The 18,480-nt window shown below is 57.1% G+C and carries 16 protein-coding genes and 1 pseudogene; 16 read left to right on the forward strand and 1 reads right to left on the reverse strand.

Annotated elements, in window-relative coordinates:
- Positions 1 to 22: 22 nt before the first annotated feature.
- From R2940_15340 to R2940_15385, 10 genes are all read left to right on the forward strand, one after another.
- Positions 23 to 1,489, forward strand: coding sequence for a monovalent cation/H+ antiporter subunit D family protein (locus R2940_15340; GenBank protein MEZ4601163.1), 1,467 nt, complete (start codon positions 23 to 25; stop codon positions 1,487 to 1,489).
- A gap of 66 nt (positions 1,490 to 1,555) precedes the next feature.
- Positions 1,556 to 1,792 (forward strand): hypothetical protein, encoded by a 237-nt coding sequence (locus R2940_15345; protein ID MEZ4601164.1) that lies wholly within the window; start codon positions 1,556 to 1,558, stop codon positions 1,790 to 1,792.
- On the forward strand, positions 1,782 to 3,569 hold the full coding sequence (locus tag R2940_15350) for a Na(+)/H(+) antiporter subunit D (GenBank protein ID MEZ4601165.1): 1,788 nt from the start codon (positions 1,782 to 1,784) through the stop codon (positions 3,567 to 3,569). The genes R2940_15345 and R2940_15350 overlap by 11 nt, the downstream gene beginning before the upstream one ends.
- 71 nt (positions 3,570 to 3,640) lie before the next feature.
- Positions 3,641 to 4,114: a universal stress protein gene (locus R2940_15355; GenBank protein ID MEZ4601166.1), complete on the forward strand. Its 474-nt coding sequence runs from the start codon at positions 3,641 to 3,643 to the stop codon at positions 4,112 to 4,114.
- Positions 4,111 to 5,313: a radical SAM family heme chaperone HemW gene (gene hemW, locus R2940_15360; GenBank protein ID MEZ4601167.1), complete on the forward strand. Its 1,203-nt coding sequence runs from the start codon at positions 4,111 to 4,113 to the stop codon at positions 5,311 to 5,313. Before R2940_15355 ends, hemW begins: the two co-directional genes overlap by 4 nt.
- Positions 5,314 to 5,493: 180 nt before the next feature.
- A complete protein-coding gene (gene hrcA / locus R2940_15365) occupies positions 5,494 to 6,516 on the forward strand; it encodes a heat-inducible transcriptional repressor HrcA (protein ID MEZ4601168.1) in 1,023 nt (340 codons plus the stop codon).
- A gap of 15 nt (positions 6,517 to 6,531) precedes the next feature.
- Positions 6,532 to 7,122: a nucleotide exchange factor GrpE gene (grpE, locus tag R2940_15370; GenBank protein ID MEZ4601169.1), complete on the forward strand. Its 591-nt coding sequence runs from the start codon at positions 6,532 to 6,534 to the stop codon at positions 7,120 to 7,122.
- A 236-nt stretch (positions 7,123 to 7,358) separates the two neighbouring features.
- Positions 7,359 to 9,275 (forward strand): molecular chaperone DnaK, encoded by a 1,917-nt coding sequence (dnaK, locus tag R2940_15375; protein ID MEZ4601170.1) that lies wholly within the window; start codon positions 7,359 to 7,361, stop codon positions 9,273 to 9,275.
- Between the two features lie 116 nt (positions 9,276 to 9,391).
- Positions 9,392 to 10,498 carry a molecular chaperone DnaJ gene (dnaJ, locus tag R2940_15380; GenBank protein MEZ4601171.1) on the forward strand — a complete coding sequence of 369 codons (1,107 nt, stop codon included), beginning with the start codon at positions 9,392 to 9,394 and terminating at the stop codon, positions 10,496 to 10,498.
- Between the two features lie 45 nt (positions 10,499 to 10,543).
- Positions 10,544 to 12,466 carry a penicillin-binding protein activator gene (locus R2940_15385; GenBank protein MEZ4601172.1) on the forward strand — a complete coding sequence of 641 codons (1,923 nt, stop codon included), beginning with the start codon at positions 10,544 to 10,546 and terminating at the stop codon, positions 12,464 to 12,466.
- A 122-nt stretch (positions 12,467 to 12,588) separates the two neighbouring features.
- Here the strand turns inward: R2940_15385 and R2940_15390 are convergent, their stop codons facing one another.
- On the reverse strand, positions 12,589 to 14,346 hold the full coding sequence (locus R2940_15390) for a cytochrome c peroxidase (GenBank protein MEZ4601173.1): 1,758 nt from the start codon (positions 14,344 to 14,346) through the stop codon (positions 12,589 to 12,591).
- A gap of 411 nt (positions 14,347 to 14,757) precedes the next feature.
- On the opposite strand from R2940_15390, the pseudogene R2940_15395 reads away from it, so the two are divergent.
- The 6 genes and pseudogenes from R2940_15395 (at position 14,758) to R2940_15420 (ending at position 18,255) form a co-directional block, all read left to right on the forward strand.
- A pseudogene (locus R2940_15395) lies at positions 14,758 to 15,303 on the forward strand (DsbA family protein).
- Between the two features lie 117 nt (positions 15,304 to 15,420).
- On the forward strand, positions 15,421 to 16,185 hold the full coding sequence (locus R2940_15400; protein ID MEZ4601174.1) for a hypothetical protein: 765 nt from the start codon (positions 15,421 to 15,423) through the stop codon (positions 16,183 to 16,185).
- Between the two features lie 457 nt (positions 16,186 to 16,642).
- Positions 16,643 to 17,053 (forward strand): hypothetical protein, encoded by a 411-nt coding sequence (locus tag R2940_15405; protein ID MEZ4601175.1) that lies wholly within the window; start codon positions 16,643 to 16,645, stop codon positions 17,051 to 17,053.
- Positions 17,054 to 17,165: 112 nt separating this feature from the next.
- A complete protein-coding gene (locus R2940_15410) occupies positions 17,166 to 17,615 on the forward strand; it encodes a hypothetical protein (GenBank protein ID MEZ4601176.1) in 450 nt (149 codons plus the stop codon).
- 66 nt (positions 17,616 to 17,681) lie between these two features.
- Positions 17,682 to 18,050 (forward strand): hypothetical protein, encoded by a 369-nt coding sequence (locus tag R2940_15415; GenBank protein MEZ4601177.1) that lies wholly within the window; start codon positions 17,682 to 17,684, stop codon positions 18,048 to 18,050.
- 61 nt (positions 18,051 to 18,111) lie between these two features.
- Positions 18,112 to 18,255, forward strand: coding sequence for a hypothetical protein (locus tag R2940_15420; GenBank protein MEZ4601178.1), 144 nt, complete (start codon positions 18,112 to 18,114; stop codon positions 18,253 to 18,255).
- Positions 18,256 to 18,480: the final 225 nt, after the last annotated feature.

An 18,480-nucleotide genomic window follows, 5' to 3' on the forward strand; every position in this document is an offset into this window, starting at 1 on the left:
AGCTGTAAGGAGCGCCGATTCAATGGCTAGTTTAAATTCAATCCTGCCGCTGGCGGCGATCGGCATTTCCCTGCTGGCTGCCGTTCCCATTCTTCTGTCCGACCGGAAACCGAACCTGCGGGAATCCTGGACGCTGCTCGCTGCGATCGGAAAGTTCTGCTTGGTGGCGGCCATGCTGCCGAACGTGCTGGCCGGCGGGAGCTTTGTCTGGACTTTGGCCGAAGTGATCCCCGGCGTACCGATTCAATTCCGGGTGGATGCCATGGGCCTGTTCTTCGCCCTGGTCGCCTCCTTTCTCTGGATCTGCACCTCCCTGTACTCCATCGGCTACATGCGCTCCCTGCAGGAGCACGACCAGACCCGCTATTTCGCTTCTTTTGCCGTAGCCATCTCCGCCACCATCGGTGTGGCCTTTGCCGCCAACCTCCTGACCCTCTACCTGTTCTACGAGGTTCTTTCCCTTTCCACCTACCCGCTGGTCACCCATGAACAGAATGGCGAAGCCCGGGTCTCGGGCCGCAAATACCTGACCTATATCCTCGGAACCTCCATCGGCCTGGTCCTGCCGGCGATGGTTGTGATCTACTCGCTGACCGGCACCCTCGATTTCACCGCCGGGGGCATTCTGGCCGGCAAGGCTTCACCGCAGATCCTGGCTCTGCTGCTGGTGCTGTTCCTGTTCGGTTTCGCCAAGGCGGCCCTCATGCCGATGCACGGATGGCTGCCCGCTGCCATGGTCGCCCCGACGCCGGTCAGTTCCTTTCTGCACGGCGTGGCGGTGGTCAAGGTGGGAGTCTTCTCCATCCTGCGGGTCATCATCGACATCTTTGGCCCCGACCTGCTCCGGGACCTCGATTTCGGCATGCTGATCACCACTGTGGCCTCGGTGACCATCCTGGCTGCCTCCCTGGTCGCCCTCACCCAGGACAATCTGAAGCGGCGACTGGCCTACTCCACTGTCGGTCAGCTCTCCTACATGGTTCTCGGTGCGGGAATGCTTACGGCGGCAGGCATGAGCGGCGGGCTGCTGCATATCGCCATGCACGCTTTCGGCAAGATCACCCTCTTTTTCTGCGCCGGGGCGATCTATGTGGCGAGTCACAAAAAATATATCAGCGAAATGGACGGCCTCGGCCGCCGCATGCCGGTAACCTATGGGGCTTTTCTGCTAGGGTCCCTGTCCATCATCGGCATGCCGCCTTTGGGCGGGTTTATCAGCAAATGGAATCTGCTGCTGGGGGCTATCGGCAGCGGGCAAATGGTACTGGTCCTGGTGCTGCTGACAAGTTCTCTGCTCAACGCCGCCTATTTCCTGCCCATCGTCTATCGGGGCTTTTTTGCCGAGTCGCAGAGCGAAAGCATAGCGGAAGTCCGGGAGGCGCCGCTCTTCTGCCTGATCCCGCTTGTGATCACGGCACTGCTGTCTCTGGTGCTGTTCTTTTTTCCCGGCATTCTTCTCCAACTGGTGCGGCAGGCCCTGGGGGGGTAGCGGGAGCTCGACCGGGCCGGCGCTTGTGGTCTGGACCGATCAATTTTCAAGAAACGGTGTCGATCGATGCAACAAGAGAGAAAAAAACCGGGTTTCCGGCCTCTTCTGACAATTTTTGCATTGTTTTTGGCTGCTCTGCTGGCACTGGAAATTCCGCTCCATTTGCACGGCTATTTCGGCTGGGACGAATGGTTCGGATTCAATGCCGCTATCGGCCTGGTTTCCTGCCTGCTGCTGGTGCTGGCCGCCAGATGCCTGGTACGCCCTCTGCTGAGGAGGGACGAGGATTACTATGATCGCTGATGTTGTCATACCTCCGGTGCTGCTCTACGTTGCCGGATGCCTGCTGCTGTCGGGTCTGCGAGGACGCCTTCTCAAGGCCGCGGCCCTGCTGGTGCCTGTAGCGGGGCTTCTGCTGCTCTGGGCGATGCCCGATGGCAGTTTCGGCCGTATCGCCTTCATCGGGCTCGACCTGGTGCCTGTAAAAGTCGATGCCCTGTCCCGCTCCTTCGGCACCATTTTTCACCTGATCACCCTGCTGGGACTTGTTTTTTCCCTGCATCACAAGGAGTGCGGCCATTACGCGGTGGCCCTGCTCTATGCCGGAGCAGCCCAGGGTGTCGTCTTCGCCGGAGACCTGTTTTCCCTGTTCGTCTGCTGGGAAGTGCTGACCATTGCCGCCACCTTCCTTATCGCCGCCCGCCGCACCACCCGGTCCCGGGGGGCGGCCTTCCGCTACCTGCTGGTTCATGCCGCCGGAGGCCTCTGCCTGCTGACCGGCATCATTAGTCATTATGGCGCCACCGGGGATATCGCTCTTGGCGCCATGAGTCTCGGCGCGCCGGGCACCCTGCTCATCTTTCTCGGCTTCGGGCTCAACTGTGCCTGGCCTCTGCTCCATGCCTGGCTGGTCGATGCCTATCCCGAGGCCACCATTGCCGGCACCGTTTTTCTGAGCGCCTTCACTACCAAGAGCGCGGTCTACGTGCTGGCCCGGACTTTCGCCGGAACCGAGGCGCTGATCTGGATCGGCGCCCTCATGGCTGTCTTTCCCGTTTTTTACGCCATCATGGAAAACGACCTGCGCCGGGTTCTCTCCTACAGCCTGATCAGCCAGGTCGGCTACATGGTTGTCGGTATCGGCATCGGCACCGAACTGGCCATCAACGGTGCCGTATGCCACGCCTGGGCCCACATCCTTTACAAGAGCCTGCTGTTCATGGCCATGGGCGCCGTGCTGTTCCGGACCGGAAAAATCGAGGCGACCGATCTGGGCGGTCTCTGGCGCACCATGCCTTTGACCGCGGTCTTCTACCTGATAGGCGCCGCATCGATTGCCGCCGCTCCCCTGTTCAGCGGCTTCATCACCAAGTCAATGCTGCTCGATGCGCTGGTTCATAGCCACAAGCAGAGCTGGGTATACCTCGCCCTGCTGGCGGCGGGAGCGGGAACCATCTTCTACGCGGGGATAAAAATCCCCTATGTCGCCTTTTTCCGCCGAGATGCCGGGCTGCGTCCCAAGGAAGCCCCGCCTCACATGCTGCTGGCCATGGGAGGCGCCGCCTTGCTGTGCATTCTGCTGGGGGTCTGGCCCGCTCTCTGGTCCCGCATAATGCCGTATCCGATGTCGCTGCATCCCTATACGGCGGCGCACGTGCTGGCAAAGCTGCAGCAGCTGTTCTTTGTTGCGGTCGGTTTCGTACTTCTGCTGCGATGGAAGCTCTACCCCTTCGAGAGCCGCTCCATCAATCTCGATGTGGACTGGTTTTATCGTCGCGGCGCCCGCCTCGCCTATTCGCTGACAGACTGGTTTTTCAACAGCCTGAACGCCTGGAGCGAGAGACAACTGGGAAAACGGCTGCCGAGCCTGCTGGCCCGGTTTTTCGAGGAGCCCGGAGGACATTTTCAGCTGGCAGGGCTTCGGCTCATAAACCGGCTCGCGGGAGCCGGACCGGTCCAGCCGGAAGTGCAAAGGCGGATTCTGCAGCGCAGCATCAGCGGCAGCTACCCGATAGGCGTCGGTGTTCTGCTGGCCGTCCTCTTTCTGTCCCTTATGACCGTGCTGTTTTTCTTGGGGTAGCCCTCTGGACTTGAAGGATTTCCGTTGTGAAAATATAAGGGCAGACGCTGACATTCCGGAGGGAGGAATGAGTGAAAAAGCTGCTGATCGCCCTGGATTGTTCCCTGCCGTCGAAGCAGGCGGTCGAATATGCCGCCGCTATTGTCCCTCGCCTGCCCGATTGCAGCGTTTTTCTTTTTGCCGTGCTGACCGGAGTCCCCTGCAACGAGAATGCATTTCAGGAGTTGATGGGTCCCGAAAGCGTTGAATTGCATGGTGACGAGGACCACTCACAGGAGGTGGCGCAGGTCCGGCAGTTCATGGACGAGGCCTCCCGCATCCTGACCGTCCGCGGCTTTCCGCCAGAGCGGGTGGTGGTCGAATCCCGGCCGCTGCAGCGGGGAATTGCGCAGGACATTCTCGACCAGGCAACCCTGCTCGGGTGCGACACCATCGTTGTCGCCAAGCGAAAACTGTCCAAGATGAAGCAGGCGGTTCTGGGAAGCGTTTCCCGGGATCTGATCCAGAAAGCCGAAGGCATGACCATATGGGTGGTGGACGATTGAACGGTAACCCTTCCCTCGAGGCGCAGGAGCCGTGCCGCAACGGGCGACCCTTGCCGCCGGCCGCCATCTCCTCTCTCTACATCCATGTCCCTTTCTGCCTCAGCAAGTGCCCTTACTGCGATTTTTTTTCCCTGGCTGAACATGAAACGGAGCTACGCCGCTATCCGGAGCTTCTGCTGCGGCACCTGGCCCTGGCTATCGACCGAGGCCTGCTGCAGAATCGGCTTTCCACCCTGTTTTTTGGAGGGGGCACGCCTTCTCTGCTGACCCCTGAAGCCCTGGCAGCCATCATCGCTGCCCTGAGTCGGGCGCCCGGGATTTCCGCCGATGCCGAAATCTCCCTTGAAGCCAATCCGGGAACGGTCAATCTGGAAAAGCTGCAGGGGTTCAGGTCGGCAGGCCTCAACCGGCTTTCGATCGGAATACAATCGCTGAACGGCACCTTTTTGAACCGACTGGGACGCCGCCATACCCCCGAGCAGGCGGTGACGGCTTTTCGGGATGCCCGCCGGGCCGGATTCGCCAACCTCTCCTGTGACCTGATGTTCGGTCTGCCCGGTCAACGGCGCCGGCAGCTGCTTGACGAACTGGACGCCATACTGGCTCTGGAGCCGGAGCATCTGTCCTGTTACGGGTTGACGGTAGAGGAGGACACCCCTTTTTATCACCTGCACCATCGCGGCGGTCTCCCCCTGCCCGACGAGGAAGAATCCCGTGAGCTCTACCTCGCCATCCACGATCGTCTGGTCGCGGCCGGATACAGGCACTACGAAATATCCAACTATGCCCTGCCGGGGCACGAATGCCGACACAACCTGGTTTACTGGCGGCGTGGAGCCTATTTGGGGATCGGGGCGGGGGCTCACTCCTTTGATGCGGAAAGATGGGGACAGCGCTGGGCGGCGCCCCCCGACCTGAATGAATATTCCCTGAGGCTGGACCGAGGCGAAGATCCCGCCGAGAAGCTGGAGGACTTCGACCGGCAGGGGGCGATGGCCGAAACAATTTATCTCGGGCTGCGAACCTCCGAGGGGATAGGGGAAGCCGATTTCATGCGGCAGTTCGGCCAAGGGGTTGCCAGCGCCTTCCCGGAAGCCGTTGCCCGTTGCGGTTCGCACCTGGTTTTTCTGGACGGAAGATGGTGTCTGGATCTTGCCGGCTGGCTCATCTACGATCATCTAATCGAGGCTTTTCTCTAGCCTTTTTTCTTCCCTGGGCGCCCTTGACAAAGGGGGGGGCCGTTGTTATGTTGTGCTCCGTTGGCACTCCGGTTGCAGGAGTGCTAACATGCGAAAGAGACCGGTTTGTTCCGGTCGGATATGGCATGTATCGACAAAAGGTTGGTTTCGGTTTGAGGTTGAACAGCGATGAGCGGTGAAATGAACGAGCGAAGTCGCCAGATCCTCCAGGCCATCATCGAGGACTACACCTCTTCTGGAGAACCGGTAGGTTCCCGGGCGGTTGCCCGTCGGCAGGGGATAAACCTGTCTCCTGCCACCGTGCGCAACGTTATGGCGGACCTGGAAGAAATGGGGTACCTCTACTCGCCCCACACTTCGGCCGGGCGGGTACCGACTGAAGAAGGTTACCGTTTTTATCTGGCCAGCCTGCTGCATGTCAGGGAGCTGACCCTCGAGGAACGGGAGCAGATACGCCAACATTATCATTTTCGTGATCTCCAGACGGAGGAGCGACTTCGGGAGGCCGGGCGTCTCCTGTCCACGGCATCCCGATATGCAGGTATCGTCATGGTGCCCCGTTTCACCAGCACGGTTTTTCGTCGGATTGAGTTCGTTTCTCTGGGGCCCACGCGTCTGCTTGTGGTGTTCCTGACACAGGCGGGAATTATCCAGCACAAGCTGATTGAAGTAAACGAGCCTCTCAATCGAAGTCAGCTGGATGAGGCGACCAATTACCTCAACGAAGCATTTTCCGGCCTGACCATTCAGCAGATAAAGGTCAGGATTGCCGAAGAAATTCGCCAGGAACGGGCCGTTTATGACAAGCTGCGGCGCCGGGCCCTGCTGCTGTCGAGTCAGGCTTTGCAGGAAGAGTTCGGTGGCCAGGTTTTTATCGAGGGCACATCAAATATTCTGGAACAGCCCGAGTTCGCCGACCTCGAAAAGATGCGGCGGTTGTTGAGAGCTTTTGAACAAAAAAGCCTGCTGATCGAATTGCTGGACAAAACCCAGCAGGTCGAAGGTGTACAGATATTTATCGGCAGTCACGACGAGTACAGTGAAATCGAAGGATGCAGTCTGGTCACTGCCTCGTATTCGAATCACCATGGTACCACCGGCACCCTGGGAATCATCGGACCGACCCGAATGCCCTATTCGCTGGTCATCCCGCTGGTCGACTATACTGCACGCCTGGTAAGCGACATGCTGAGCACTGATTAGGAATAGGAGAAATAAATGGTGGAACAGAATAACAGGAACGATCAGAAAGATCCCCGCCCCGAAGGCGCCGAGGGGGAAACTCCGGTTTCCCAGGAGGCGGCGGAGAAGGCCGCGGAGGAGAAGACGGCGGATCTCGAAGAAGCCCTCACAACCGCCCGGGCCGAGTCGGCCAGGAACTGGGACCTTTATTTGCGGGAGCGGGCGGAGCTGGAGAACTATCGCAAGCGTATGCAGCGGGAAAAGGAAGACCTTGCCCGCTTTGCCAACGAAAACCTGCTGCGCGAAATTCTGCCGATCCTTGACAACCTGGAGCGGGCGGTTTCCCATTCCAAGGAAAGCGCGGAAAACGATGCAGCGGGATTGCTCAAAGGCGTTGAAATGACGCTGGATCAGTTTCACAAGGTTTTGGAGAAGTTCGGGGTCGTCCCCGTGGAGTCTGTCGGCAAGCCTTTCGATCCCGCCTGGCATGAAGCGATGGGCCAGCTGGAAAGCCGCGAGCATGCGCCGAATACAGTGGTTCAGCAGATGCAGAAGGGCTTCACTCTGAACGATCGGCTGCTGCGCCCGGCTCTGGTGCTGGTAGCCAAGGCTCCGCCGGGAGAATAAGCAGCGGCGGATAGCGGTTCTGCCAAGAAATCAAAATCTGGTTCCCTTTACGCGAGTTGATGCGAATCTTTGGAATCAAGCTTCCTCGTTCGCGATCGGTATGGGGTCGAAATCGAAAAGCCCGATTCGACGTCGATACCGATAGCGACCCTGATGAAATTCATCGGAGCGAAGAGGATAACCAGATACAAAAATAAAGAAATACGAGAAGGATACTCAAAGGAGGATAGAGAGACATGGGCAAAGTCATAGGCATAGACCTGGGAACCACCAATAGCTGCGTGGCGGTAATGGAAGGCGGAGAACCTGTCGTCATCGCCAATGCCGAAGGATCCCGTACCACCCCTTCCATGGTGGCTTTTACTGAGAGCGGTGAACGGCTGGTCGGCCAGCAGGCCAAGCGCCAGGCGGTGACCAATCCGGAAAACACTCTTTTCGCCATCAAACGTCTTATCGGGCGCAAGTTTGACAGCGAGGCGGTGAAAAAGGATATCCAGATCAGTCCTTTCCATATCATCAAGGCGGATAATGGCGACGCCTGGGTCGAGGTGCGCGGCAAAAAGTACAGCCCGCCCGAAATCTCCGCAATGGTTCTGCAGAAGATGAAGCAGACCGCCGAGGACTACCTGGGCGAACCGGTGACCGATGCGGTCATCACCGTGCCCGCCTATTTCAACGACTCTCAGCGCCAGGCCACCAAGGATGCCGGTAAAATCGCCGGCCTCAACGTGCTGCGCATCATCAACGAGCCGACTGCTGCCTCCCTGGCCTACGGCATGGACAAAAAGGGCGAGGAAAAGATCGCCGTGTTCGACCTTGGCGGTGGGACCTTCGATATCTCCATTCTCGAACTGGGTGACGGTGTGTTCGAGGTCAAGTCGACCAACGGCGACACCTTCCTCGGCGGCGAGGACTTCGATCAGCGGATCATCGATTACGTGGCCGACGAGTTCAAAAAAGACCAGGGAATCGATCTGCGCAAGGACAAAATGGCCCTGCAGCGTCTGAAGGAGGCCTGTGAAAAGGCCAAGTGCGAGCTGTCCACCTCGATGGAGACGGACATCAACCTGCCCTTCATTACGGCCGACCAGTCCGGGCCGAAGCATCTGAACATCAAACTGACCCGGGCCAAGCTGGAAAGCATCGTCGGCGAGCTGCTGGAAAAACTGGTGGGACCCTGCAAAACAGCGATGAAGGATGCCGGTCTCTCCGCTTCCGATATCGATGAAGTATTGCTGGTCGGCGGCATGACCCGCATGCCCGCGGTTCAGAACAAGGTCAAGGAGATCTTCGGCAAAATTCCCAACAAGGGGGTTAATCCCGATGAGGTGGTGGCCATCGGTGCGGCCATCCAGGGCGGCGTTCTCAAAGGCGAGGTCAAGGACGTCCTGCTGCTCGACGTCACTCCGCTCTCCCTGGGAATCGAAACCCTTGGCGGCGTCATGACCAAGCTGATCGAGAAAAACACCACCATTCCCTGCAAGAAGAGCCAGATTTTCTCCACTGCGGCCGACAATCAACCGGCTGTCTCGGTACATGTATTGCAGGGTGAAAGGGAGATGGCCGCCGACAATAAGACCATCGGCCGCTTCGAACTGGTGGGCATACCGCCCGCTCCCCGTGGCGTACCGCAGATCGAGGTCGCGTTCGATATCGATGCCAACGGCATTCTCCATGTTTCCGCCAAGGACCTCGGCACCGGCAAGGAGCAGTCGATCCGCATCACCGCCTCTTCCGGTCTCAGTGAGGAAGAGATCAACAAGATGGTCAAGGATGCCGAGTCCCATGCCTCCGAAGACAAGAAGAAGCGCGAGACGGTTGAGGCACGCAACCAGGCCGATGGCTTGATCTACACCACTGAGAAGTCCCTCAAGGAGCACGGGGACAAGGTCGACGAAGCGACTCGGGCGAATATCCAGAAGGCGCTGGACGACCTGAAAAAGGCGGTGGAAGGGGACGACGCCGAAGAGATCAAGCAGAAGATTGAAGCTCTGGCGTCCGCATCCCACAAGCTGGCCGAGGCCATGTACAAGCAGACGCAGGGCGCCGAAGGCGCTGCCGGGGAAGCTGGTGCAGCGGGCGACGCTGCCGGTCCTTCCGAAGAAGGGGTCGTGGATGCCGAGTTTGAAGAAGTCGACGACAAAAAAGATTGATCTCGTAAAATAAACCATATCCATAATGTCGGGAGCCGGGGAAAACCCCGGCTCCTTTTGCCGTTGTTACAGGTCGTGCAGCAGGGCAGGCAGACCACCGCGGGGAGAACCGGGTTTTGGAAAAACGTGATTATTACGAAGTGCTCGAGGTTCATCGCAATGCCAGCGAAACCGAAATCAAAAAGGCCTATCGGCGCCTGGCATTGAAGTATCACCCTGACAAGAACCCTGGGGACAATGAGGCCGAAGACCGTTTCAAGGAGCTCAGCGAGGCCTATGCGGTCCTCTCCGACGCCCAGCAGCGCGTGACCTATGACCAGTACGGTCACGCCGGTCTGGGTGGCGGAGGCTTTTCCTCCGGCGGTTTCGGAGGCAGCCCCTTCGAAGATATCTTCGGCGATATTTTCGGCGACATCTTCGGCGGCCGGACCGGTCGGCGCACCCGGGGGCGCAGGGGAGACGACCTGCGCTACAATCTGACCATAGCCTTCGAGGAGGCGGCCTTCGGGGTGGAAACAACCATTCAGATCCCCCGCCACGAGCCCTGCGGCACGTGCGCCGGTTCGGGTGCCAAACCCGGGACCTCTCCCAAGATCTGTCCGGTCTGCCGTGGAGCCGGCCAGGTCCGGTATCAGCAGGGTTTCTTTTCCCTCACCCGGCCGTGCCCCGAGTGTCACGGTGAAGGACAGATCATCGATCAGCCCTGCACGGACTGCAGGGGCACGGGCAGGATCAAGGGGAAGAAGTCGATATCCCTGAAAATTCCCGCGGGGGTGGAAACCGGCAGCCGGCTCAAACTGACCGGCGAGGGGGAGCCCGGGATTCAGGGCGGACCGCCCGGCGATCTCTACGTGGTTGTTTCCGTCAAGGACCATCCGATCTTCCAGCGGGATGGTCAGAACATCATCTGTGAAATACCGATCTCTTTTACCCAGGCGGCACTGGGTTGCGAACTTGAAGTCCCGACTCTGGAGGAAAAGATCTCCCTCAAGGTTCCGGCCGGAACCCAGTCGGGCAAGGTGCTCCAGTTGAACAACATCGGTTTTCCATCTCTTCATGGCTACAGCCGGGGAGATCAACTGGTGGTTTTGAGAGTCGAGACGCCGACCCGTCTCACCGCGCGACAGAAGGAGCTTCTCGAAGAGTTCGCCCGGGAGGGGGGCGAGGATGTTCACCCGATGGGTAAAAGCTTTCTGGAAAAGGTCAAGGAATTGTTTGAATGATATAACCGGTTTCGTGCAGGTTTCGAAACCAGGGGGGAGGGCGTATTGGCAAAATTGAACCAGGTTCAACGTGCCGCCGGTTCGCAGGTGAATTGGCGGATCTTTCTGCCGATCCTCGGCATTCTCGCTGCATTCCTGTTCGTCTCGATGGCCGCCTTTGCTGCCGAACTTTCCATGGATACGACGGGCGATCTGTTTGCCCGTGGTATGTCCCTGTACCAGTCGGGAGAGGAGGAACAGGCTCTCGATGCGCTGACCCGGTTTGTTTCGACCGATTCCAGTTCCCCCCGGTCCGCGCAGGCGGTCCTGGTTCTCGCAAGAATCCATGCAGCCAGGGGACAGCATAAGGAATCCCTTGCCCTTCTCAAACGAATTCCCCCTGACCGCCGCGGCCCTGAATTCAAGTTGCTTCAGGGGATGGCCGAAATAAAGGTCGGACGGGTCGAACAGGGGATCGCCCAGCTCAAGGCGCTGGAGGAAGTGGAACTGGCGCCGCGGGACCGAGTCAAATACCTTGAGGCATTGGCCGATGGTCATCGCTATCTGGGACGGTGGATGGAATCCCTGTTTTTCTATTTTCGAGCCCTGCCGCTCGCGGCCGACGAGGATTCGGCGGCCCACTACCTGCAGCAGGCCGGGGATCTCATAGCCAATCAATTGAGCGATGACCAGCTCGCTGAAGCGGCCTTTCTCTTCGAGGGGTCGCCCCTTGCCCAGCAAGTCGGACTGGAAAGGGCGGAGCGCTATTTCCGGGCCGGACAGACCTATCAGGCTTTGAGCGAGGTGGTCAAGGTGCTGCAGGAGCCCGGCGACTTCCCAGGTCGGGACAGGGCTGTGCAGCTGCGTGAACGCCTGGCCGGAAGCGAGATGCCGAACCGCACCGTGGGAGTCATTCTGCCCTTGTCCGGACGATATGCCGCCTTCGGCAAGCTGGTGCAACGGGGCATCGAACTGGCGGCACGCGAGCAGGTGAACGGCGAACAGGCTGTCCGGCTGATTTTCAAAGACAGTGCCGCCGATCCCGAAGCCAGTGCCCGGGCCGTTTCCGAACTGGCCAACGTAGAGCAGGTTTTGGGGATACTGGGTCCCCTCACCGGACACGCCGCTGCCTCCGCAGCCGAACGGGCCGAACTTGAAAAAGTCCCTCTGCTCACCCTTTCGCAACACAGGGGGCTACCCGAAACAGGTCCTTATGTTTTTCGCACCTCTTTGACCAATGAGCAGCAGGCCCTGGCTTTGGCCCGCTATGCTGTCGAAGAGCGCAACCTGACCAGGTTTGCCATTCTCGCACCCGAAAACCGGCTGGGCCAGGATCTGACCGCCAGCTTCATCCGTGAGGTCCAGGCCCATGGCGGTCGGGTCGTGGCGCAGCAGACCTACCCCGAAACGGCAACCGATTTCCGCCGCCAGATCAAGCTGCTCAAAGGGAAAGACCCGAACGCTCCCGATGAAAAGCGCGGGAGTGATGACAAACAACCTGTGGAGGAAGACCCGAAACTCCCCTTCGAGGCCCTGTTCATTCCCGATCAAGCCGAGCGGGTCGGATTGATCGTGCCCCAGCTGCCTTTCTACGGACTGCGGGGTGTACAGCTGTTGGGCATCAACGGCTGGAATTCGCCGGAACTGCTTCGCCGGGGCGGACGCACTATCGAGGGAGCCGTTTTCGTCGACGGCTTTTTCCCGCACAGCGACTACCCCTTCGTCAAGGATTTCGTCAACCGCTACTTCGAAACCTATGGTGAAGAACCGAGCATTCTCGAGGCCCAGGGCTATGACGCCGCCGGCATCATTCTGTCCCTGGCCGGCCGGTCGAATACCCGGTCCCGCGAAGACTTGCGGAATGCCCTGAGTATCGTGCGGAATTACCCCGGAGTCACCGGAGCCACCTCTTTCGACCTCGAAGGGGATGCCCGCAAGGTGCTGTTCCTCCTGCAGGTTCAAAACGGAGCCATCGTCCAGATCAATTAATGGTATCAAGCAGATAGCTGCAATGCGAAAAGCCCCGTTGGGATTTCTCCCGACGGGGCTTTTCGCATAAATGAGGGGCAGGCTCAGCAGCCTGCCCCTTGCCCTAGGGGCGGTGATGGATGTTACGGGCAAATCGTACCGTTGCCTGCTGCCCCAACTGCCGGTAAAGTCGATCCGTTCGGGATGACCAGTTCCGGATGATCGAAAGGGGCGACGTTGTTCGCAACACGGCAATCGAGCAAACCGTTGGTCAGGAAGTCGACGACTTCAGCCTCACGGCCACCGCTGACGCCGTCCTGAGAGAGCGGATTGATCTCGGGGTTGGCCACCTGGTCTTGCCCATCATAAAAATCGAGCACGTCGAGAATAGTGGCGATGGAACCGTTGTGCATGAACGGGGCGGTAAGAATCAGATTCCGCAGACCCGGCGTTTTGAAAGCGCCGTCGTTGAATTCCGAGGAGTTGTAAACCCCTCCCGGGCTGTCCGATCGGCCGAGATCATCGTCAGTGACAGAAACGCCGATATTGTGAAAGCCCTGATCTCCCGCGGGATTTCCCCCGATCTGCTTTGGTGTATTCGGTCCGCCCCTCAAGTTTATGACACGGACCGTCGCATCGCTGAATTCCGGTTCGACATGACAATCAAAACAGTTGCTGCCATTGCGTAGTTCGTCCAGCCCGACGAGCTGAGTAGGGGAGAGGGTTCCAAGGTCATAGGGGGTGCGATTGGGAATCAGGGTTGCCTGGTAGGCCTGCAGGGCCTGTCCCCAGATATTCGCAAATTCGTCGATATAAAAATCGACGGCTTCAGTGCCGGTGAGGCCGTTGGTGCCGAAGGCGGCGGCGATCAGGTCGGCGTAGGTGAGCGCCCGATCGGGGAAGCCGGCGGTAAGGCCGTTATCGGGAGCATTGGAAAGCGGGCCGAGTACACTGTCCGTGGGAGCCACCAGCTGAAAGGCCAGCGGGGTGCGAAGGACCATCTTGGCGCCGATATCGTCCCAATCGCGGCCTGCACAGGACATCTCGACATCCGATAAGGGGGGTCCCGTAGCCTGGGAGGCGAGGCTGGAAAGCGCTGCGACCCGGGAGCCGTTACCGAGAGGGTTTTCCCCGTTGAAATCCTGACTGGCTCTGCCATCCCAGAAGTTGTCAAGGTAGAAAACGGCACCAAGAACAGTAGGAGCGTTGCGACCTGTCACAAGCCGGTTGGCAGTGCCGAAAGTGGCCTGGGCGGCATCCGGATGCACTATGGGCTCACAGACCTCCACCGGATCGTCAAGATCGGCAGGCAGGCTGATGAAATCCTGACTGAAAACACCGCCGGAACCGACCCTGTCATCAAAACCGGCGAGGAGCGTGTCTGCACTGAAGGTGAAGAAACTGCTCAGGGTTTGCCCGGGCGCTACGACTATGTCGAAAACAGTATCCACGCCAGGATGAACGGTATTGGTCCTCCTGTTGTCGGCTCCGGCACTGAAGTGGCAGCTGGCGCAGGCCATCTGCCCGTCGCTTCCCACCTGTACATCCCAGAAAAGTGCCTTGCCGAGGCGAATGGCGGCATCCTGATCGATGATGGTAAATGCTCCGGCCTCGGGGACCGGCTGCGGAACGGGGGCGACGCGGCTACCCACGCCCGCCGGCGCTGGTGTTCCACTGAGTGGTGAAACATTAAAGCCTGTTGAGAGGCCGCCAGCATCCGGCACCAAGGCAGGAAGCCCTGTGGGTGCGGTGGGGATAGCTGTTGTCACCGGGGGCGGATCGGGATCGGTAGCGGGTGGGGGGTCATCGGATCCTCCGCCTCCGCCTCCACATCCTGTCACGGCCAGGGCTAGAGCCAGAATTACGAAGAGGATTTTCAATTCTCGCAGGGGGTGTTGCATCGGTTGGCCTCCAAAAAGCAGATAAATCAAACAGCCCCGGAAACGACTGGAAATGATGGCTGTCACAGTATTAAAAGTTAGAAATAGTGAATTTTTTCAGGCGGGTTCACCAATTCATTAGCCTTATGGATAAACCATTTTTCCCCCCTATCAAGGCGAAGGCATTAAATTCGTCGCCTTTTGACGAATTCCCTTTGCGTGGTACTTGGACGCGAGGAAATTTCTTCTACAATAAGCACATGGCCAGAAGATTTTCCCCTTAAGGGAAGGGGAAGTACCTAAATACTCCGATTTATTGATTCTTTGACGATTGAAAATGATTAATTGGGCTATACCAAGCAGACGTGGAGAGAGGTCATGACACAGGCCATTGTGGAAATCTTTTTCGACTACATCTGACCCTGGTGCTATCTCGGTACCGTGCGTACCGATCGTTTGCAGTGCGAATACAATATCGAGCTGCGCTGGAGGGTGTTTCCGCTCCATCCGGAAGTTCCGGAAGAAGGGATGGAGCTGCTCGAGCTTTTTCCGGGACGGGAGGAGATGATCCGGTCCATGCAGGTGAGACTGCTGAACCTGGCCGCCGAGGAAGGACTGCCGCTGGCGGAGCGAAGCCGCACCTGCAACAGCCTGCGGGCCCAGGAGCTGGGCAAGTGGGCTGAGGAACAGGGACAGGGCGATCCTTTCCGCAGGGCGGTCTACCGGGCCTACTTTGTCGAGGGGCGGAACATCGCCCTGGTCGATGAACTGGCCGGAATAGCCGAGTCCGTTGGCCTGCCGGGAGACAAGGCGCGCGACGTTCTAGAAACGAGGAGCCATGCGCCGGCGGTTAAGGCCGACTGGCGTCGGGCCGGTGAGATGGGGATCACCGCCGTCCCGACCCACCTCTGCGAGGGGAGAATCCTGGTCGGTTTCAGCCCCTTCGAGGATTTCCTGCGGCTCATCGGTAAAAGGTGAAATCCGTCAAGCACGAGGAGCAGTGTAATCACGAATATTTCGAACATCGCATGATTCTTGCTCGTTTGAGATGTCGGCCTTTGAAATTGTGAAAATTTGACATTGAAAGCAAGGCACATGCAGATGACAAATGCTTCCGTCCCAACCACCCATGACGAAAAGCTCGCCATACTTTCCGGTTCGGTACGAGAGGCGCTGAAGCCGATTCTGTATCCGGGAGAGCGGGTGCTGTGGGCCGGCAAGCCCATCCCCCGTGCGGCCTGGGCGGACATAATGCCCTCGACGATACAAAGCACCTGGGCGCAAGCTATTCTATACACGTTATCCGCCGGGATGGGGTTGTACGTGCTGACATGGATGCTGCTGATCATGGTCGTTGGGATAGGCAGCGATATTCAGAACGGAAAATTCAGCCTGTGGGGTTTTATCCTGACCCTGCCGATTCTCGCCATTCTGCTCCTGTTTGCCTTCAACCTCGTGCTGCTCATCATTTTTCCATGGTTATCGGTGCGCCGGGCGCGCCATCGCAGCTATGTTCTTACCGACCGCCAGGCGGTGACGGCTTATGAAACCACCCAGGGCGTGGAACTCGAGTGTGCGGATCTTGCCGATGTCTTGGCCCCCTCGATAACCCGAAAGCGCAAGAACGGCGTCGGTGACGTCATTTTCGGCGGTTACTGCGTGCGTCAAATGACCGGCGACGGGGGTATGGACATCAATTCAACCTTCGATACCGGCTTTACCGCGTGCGCCGAAGCCGAACGGGTAGCGGCACTTTTCGCCAAAGCGCGCCAGGAGCGCATCCCCAAGCGCGAGCTCGAGGATATCGAAGAGATGGGGCGGGATTATCAGGGGTGGCTGCGCCGCAAAGGGCGGCTTTGATCCTGGGAGGGAAGAGTTTTCATGGTTTCGGTCCAGAGGAGTCCTGCGGCGTATACAAAAGGTTAAGAACCGCAAGGTGCTGTTTGAGGAAGCCTGGATCCGAAAACATTAAAATATTTGACAGCAGTTCTTATTTGCCGGTATTTATGATCCATTGTTTTTATTTGGTATCAATACCGGAGGGAACATGGTGGGGAAGACCCAGTCGACAGCCAGGAGCCGTCTGCCGGATATTTATTCGGGAGACGGCTTTTTTGTATTTTGGGGTTGGTTTTCGGATTTTATCCAGATTGTATAAAACGTGAAGGATGGGCAGCCATTCCGGTTGCGATACGAGCTGTGGGTTGCCATACTTTAATCAATATATTAAGTATTTTTTGCAGGTATTCATCAATATTTATCCCTTAAGTTCAATTACTTATAAATTAAAACAAAAGAAGCTAAAACTGGAGGAGCTATGAAATCAAAAACTTTCTTTTTGGTATTTATTCTGATCTTAACTTGTTTCAATTGCCATGCAAGTGATTATAAGATTGATTTTGTGGAAGCAAAAGGTTTTGATACTAAATTTTATTTCAGTACAAATATGCCCAACGAATTGGTTGAAGTAATACTAACCGGTTATAACGGAAAGTTAACAATTAGCAAAGGTGCAGAGTTTCGGGGATCCTTTTGGACGGACTCTAACGGTAGACTGATAGCTGATACATACGAAATAACAAATGGCAGCATGAGGGCTTGCGGTGGTTTCATTTCAACCAGTAAACAATTCACAATGATCATTGAGGCATTTCCAAACGGGGAAACTGTTCGATCGAACTTAGTCTTTCAACAAAAAAAGAAAAAGGAATTCACCTTGTTTAAGTAATCAAGCTCAAATAGAACTATTGGCGTGGTCTGACCCCAGACACCATAACACAAAAAGTTTTCGAGAGAAGTGCTTCTTAAGTTGATCAACTCATTGAAACAGGAGAAAAAAAATGCAATCAACCAGGAGGTTGTTTCATGTCGGGGCCGCAATCGGCGTCGCAATCAGTCTTGCATCCTGTGCCGGGGTCCGAGAGAGTAGCTACGCTTACAATGATACTTATACGGCCAACATATCCACCAATGCCGAGGGGTGCTACGACGCGGCAGTTCTGTTGGACAAAAATATTGTAGAAGCGAGAGAAATTAGCATGAAGGTCCTGGCGGCCCTAGATTCGACCATAATTGAGGAAAAAGACACATTCCTGAAGGCACAGCGGAACAGGCACGTAGGCCTTTTTGTGGGGAGCGGAGGAGAAGAACTCTTCATTACACTGCAAGAAATCCCGGGCAACAGGACCTTTGTCACGGCTGCCACTAAGACCGGTTTTGTAGGTGGTGCGGGGCAAAAGGCGTGGTCATGCCAGATAATCGATCAGATAGTGGCCATGGCTTCCAAATAAATTCGAGGGCGGGTGGCATATCAAGGCACTCGCTCCATTTCGATATCTGTTTTCTTGGAGGTCAAGATGAGAGTTGCCTTGTTGGCGACATGGATACTTTTGCTGCTCGTTCTGTCTGGTTGCAGCACTAAAACCAAGGTCACCAATCTCGGGTCCGCAGACCCGATCAATCCAAAGCAATGTGTAGTTCGAATTACTGAAAAATCGAACGCGCCAAATGTCCCCTGCGAGACTCTAGGGAAGTTGGAAACGCATGTTCAAAGGAATCTGTTTTTCGGCGGGCGTGCTTCTCTGGAAGATGCTTATGTTGAATTGCGCGATAAGGCCTGCAAGATGGGTGGAAATTTGGTAACGATTGACGATTACATAGAGTCGTCGGCTTCGGAATTTAGTCACGTTCATGTTTGGGCGACTGTGCTAAAGGCGTCGGAGTAGACACCGGGCGAAATGAGCCGGAGGGCTTCCGCGAGGTTAAGGGAAATCTTCGTTTTTTTACTTGACTTTACTTATCATGGATGTCCCCTTTTTTTCCTTATGGCTGTTTACCGGGCCTGCCGTCGAAGGACGGAACACCGCCCTGGTTGATGAACTGGCCGGAATAGCCGAGTCCGTCGGCCTGTCGGGAGACAAGGCGCGATGATCCGTTGTTTCTATTTGATATCAATTAACGGAGGGAACATGTTGGGGAAGGCCCAATCGACAGCCATGAGCCGTCTGTCGGATTTCTATCCGGCGGGCGGCTTTTGTTTTTGGTTTCGGTGGGTATTTCCCGTCCACTAAGGGGGGAACAGTGAAAAGTAGTGTGTTCAGTGTTTTGAAATGGGGCCTTATCGGTCTTTTGTCAATTTCTATTCTCAACGGATGC

This window comes from Syntrophotaleaceae bacterium, assembly GCA_041390365.1.
Taxonomy (GTDB): domain Bacteria; phylum Desulfobacterota; class Desulfuromonadia; order Desulfuromonadales; family Syntrophotaleaceae; genus JAWKQB01.

Excerpts from the sequence above, each read along its gene's own strand:
- R2940_15390 (MEZ4601173.1), bottom strand. The coding sequence starts at position 14,346 with ATGCAACACCCCCTGCGAGAATTGAAAATCCTCTTCGTAATTCTGGCT.
- R2940_15415 (MEZ4601177.1), top strand. The coding sequence starts at position 17,682 with ATGAGAGTTGCCTTGTTGGCGACATGGATACTTTTGCTGCTCGTTCTG.
- dnaK (MEZ4601170.1), top strand. The coding sequence starts at position 7,359 with ATGGGCAAAGTCATAGGCATAGACCTGGGAACCACCAATAGCTGCGTG.
- R2940_15345 (MEZ4601164.1), top strand. The coding sequence starts at position 1,556 with ATGCAACAAGAGAGAAAAAAACCGGGTTTCCGGCCTCTTCTGACAATT.
- R2940_15340 (MEZ4601163.1), top strand. The coding sequence starts at position 23 with ATGGCTAGTTTAAATTCAATCCTGCCGCTGGCGGCGATCGGCATTTCC.
- R2940_15400 (MEZ4601174.1), top strand. The coding sequence starts at position 15,421 with ATGCAGATGACAAATGCTTCCGTCCCAACCACCCATGACGAAAAGCTC.
- R2940_15350 (MEZ4601165.1), top strand. The coding sequence starts at position 1,782 with ATGATCGCTGATGTTGTCATACCTCCGGTGCTGCTCTACGTTGCCGGA.
- grpE (MEZ4601169.1), top strand. The coding sequence starts at position 6,532 with ATGGTGGAACAGAATAACAGGAACGATCAGAAAGATCCCCGCCCCGAA.
- R2940_15410 (MEZ4601176.1), top strand. The coding sequence starts at position 17,166 with ATGCAATCAACCAGGAGGTTGTTTCATGTCGGGGCCGCAATCGGCGTC.
- hrcA (MEZ4601168.1), top strand. The coding sequence starts at position 5,494 with ATGAACGAGCGAAGTCGCCAGATCCTCCAGGCCATCATCGAGGACTAC.
- R2940_15405 (MEZ4601175.1), top strand. The coding sequence starts at position 16,643 with ATGAAATCAAAAACTTTCTTTTTGGTATTTATTCTGATCTTAACTTGT.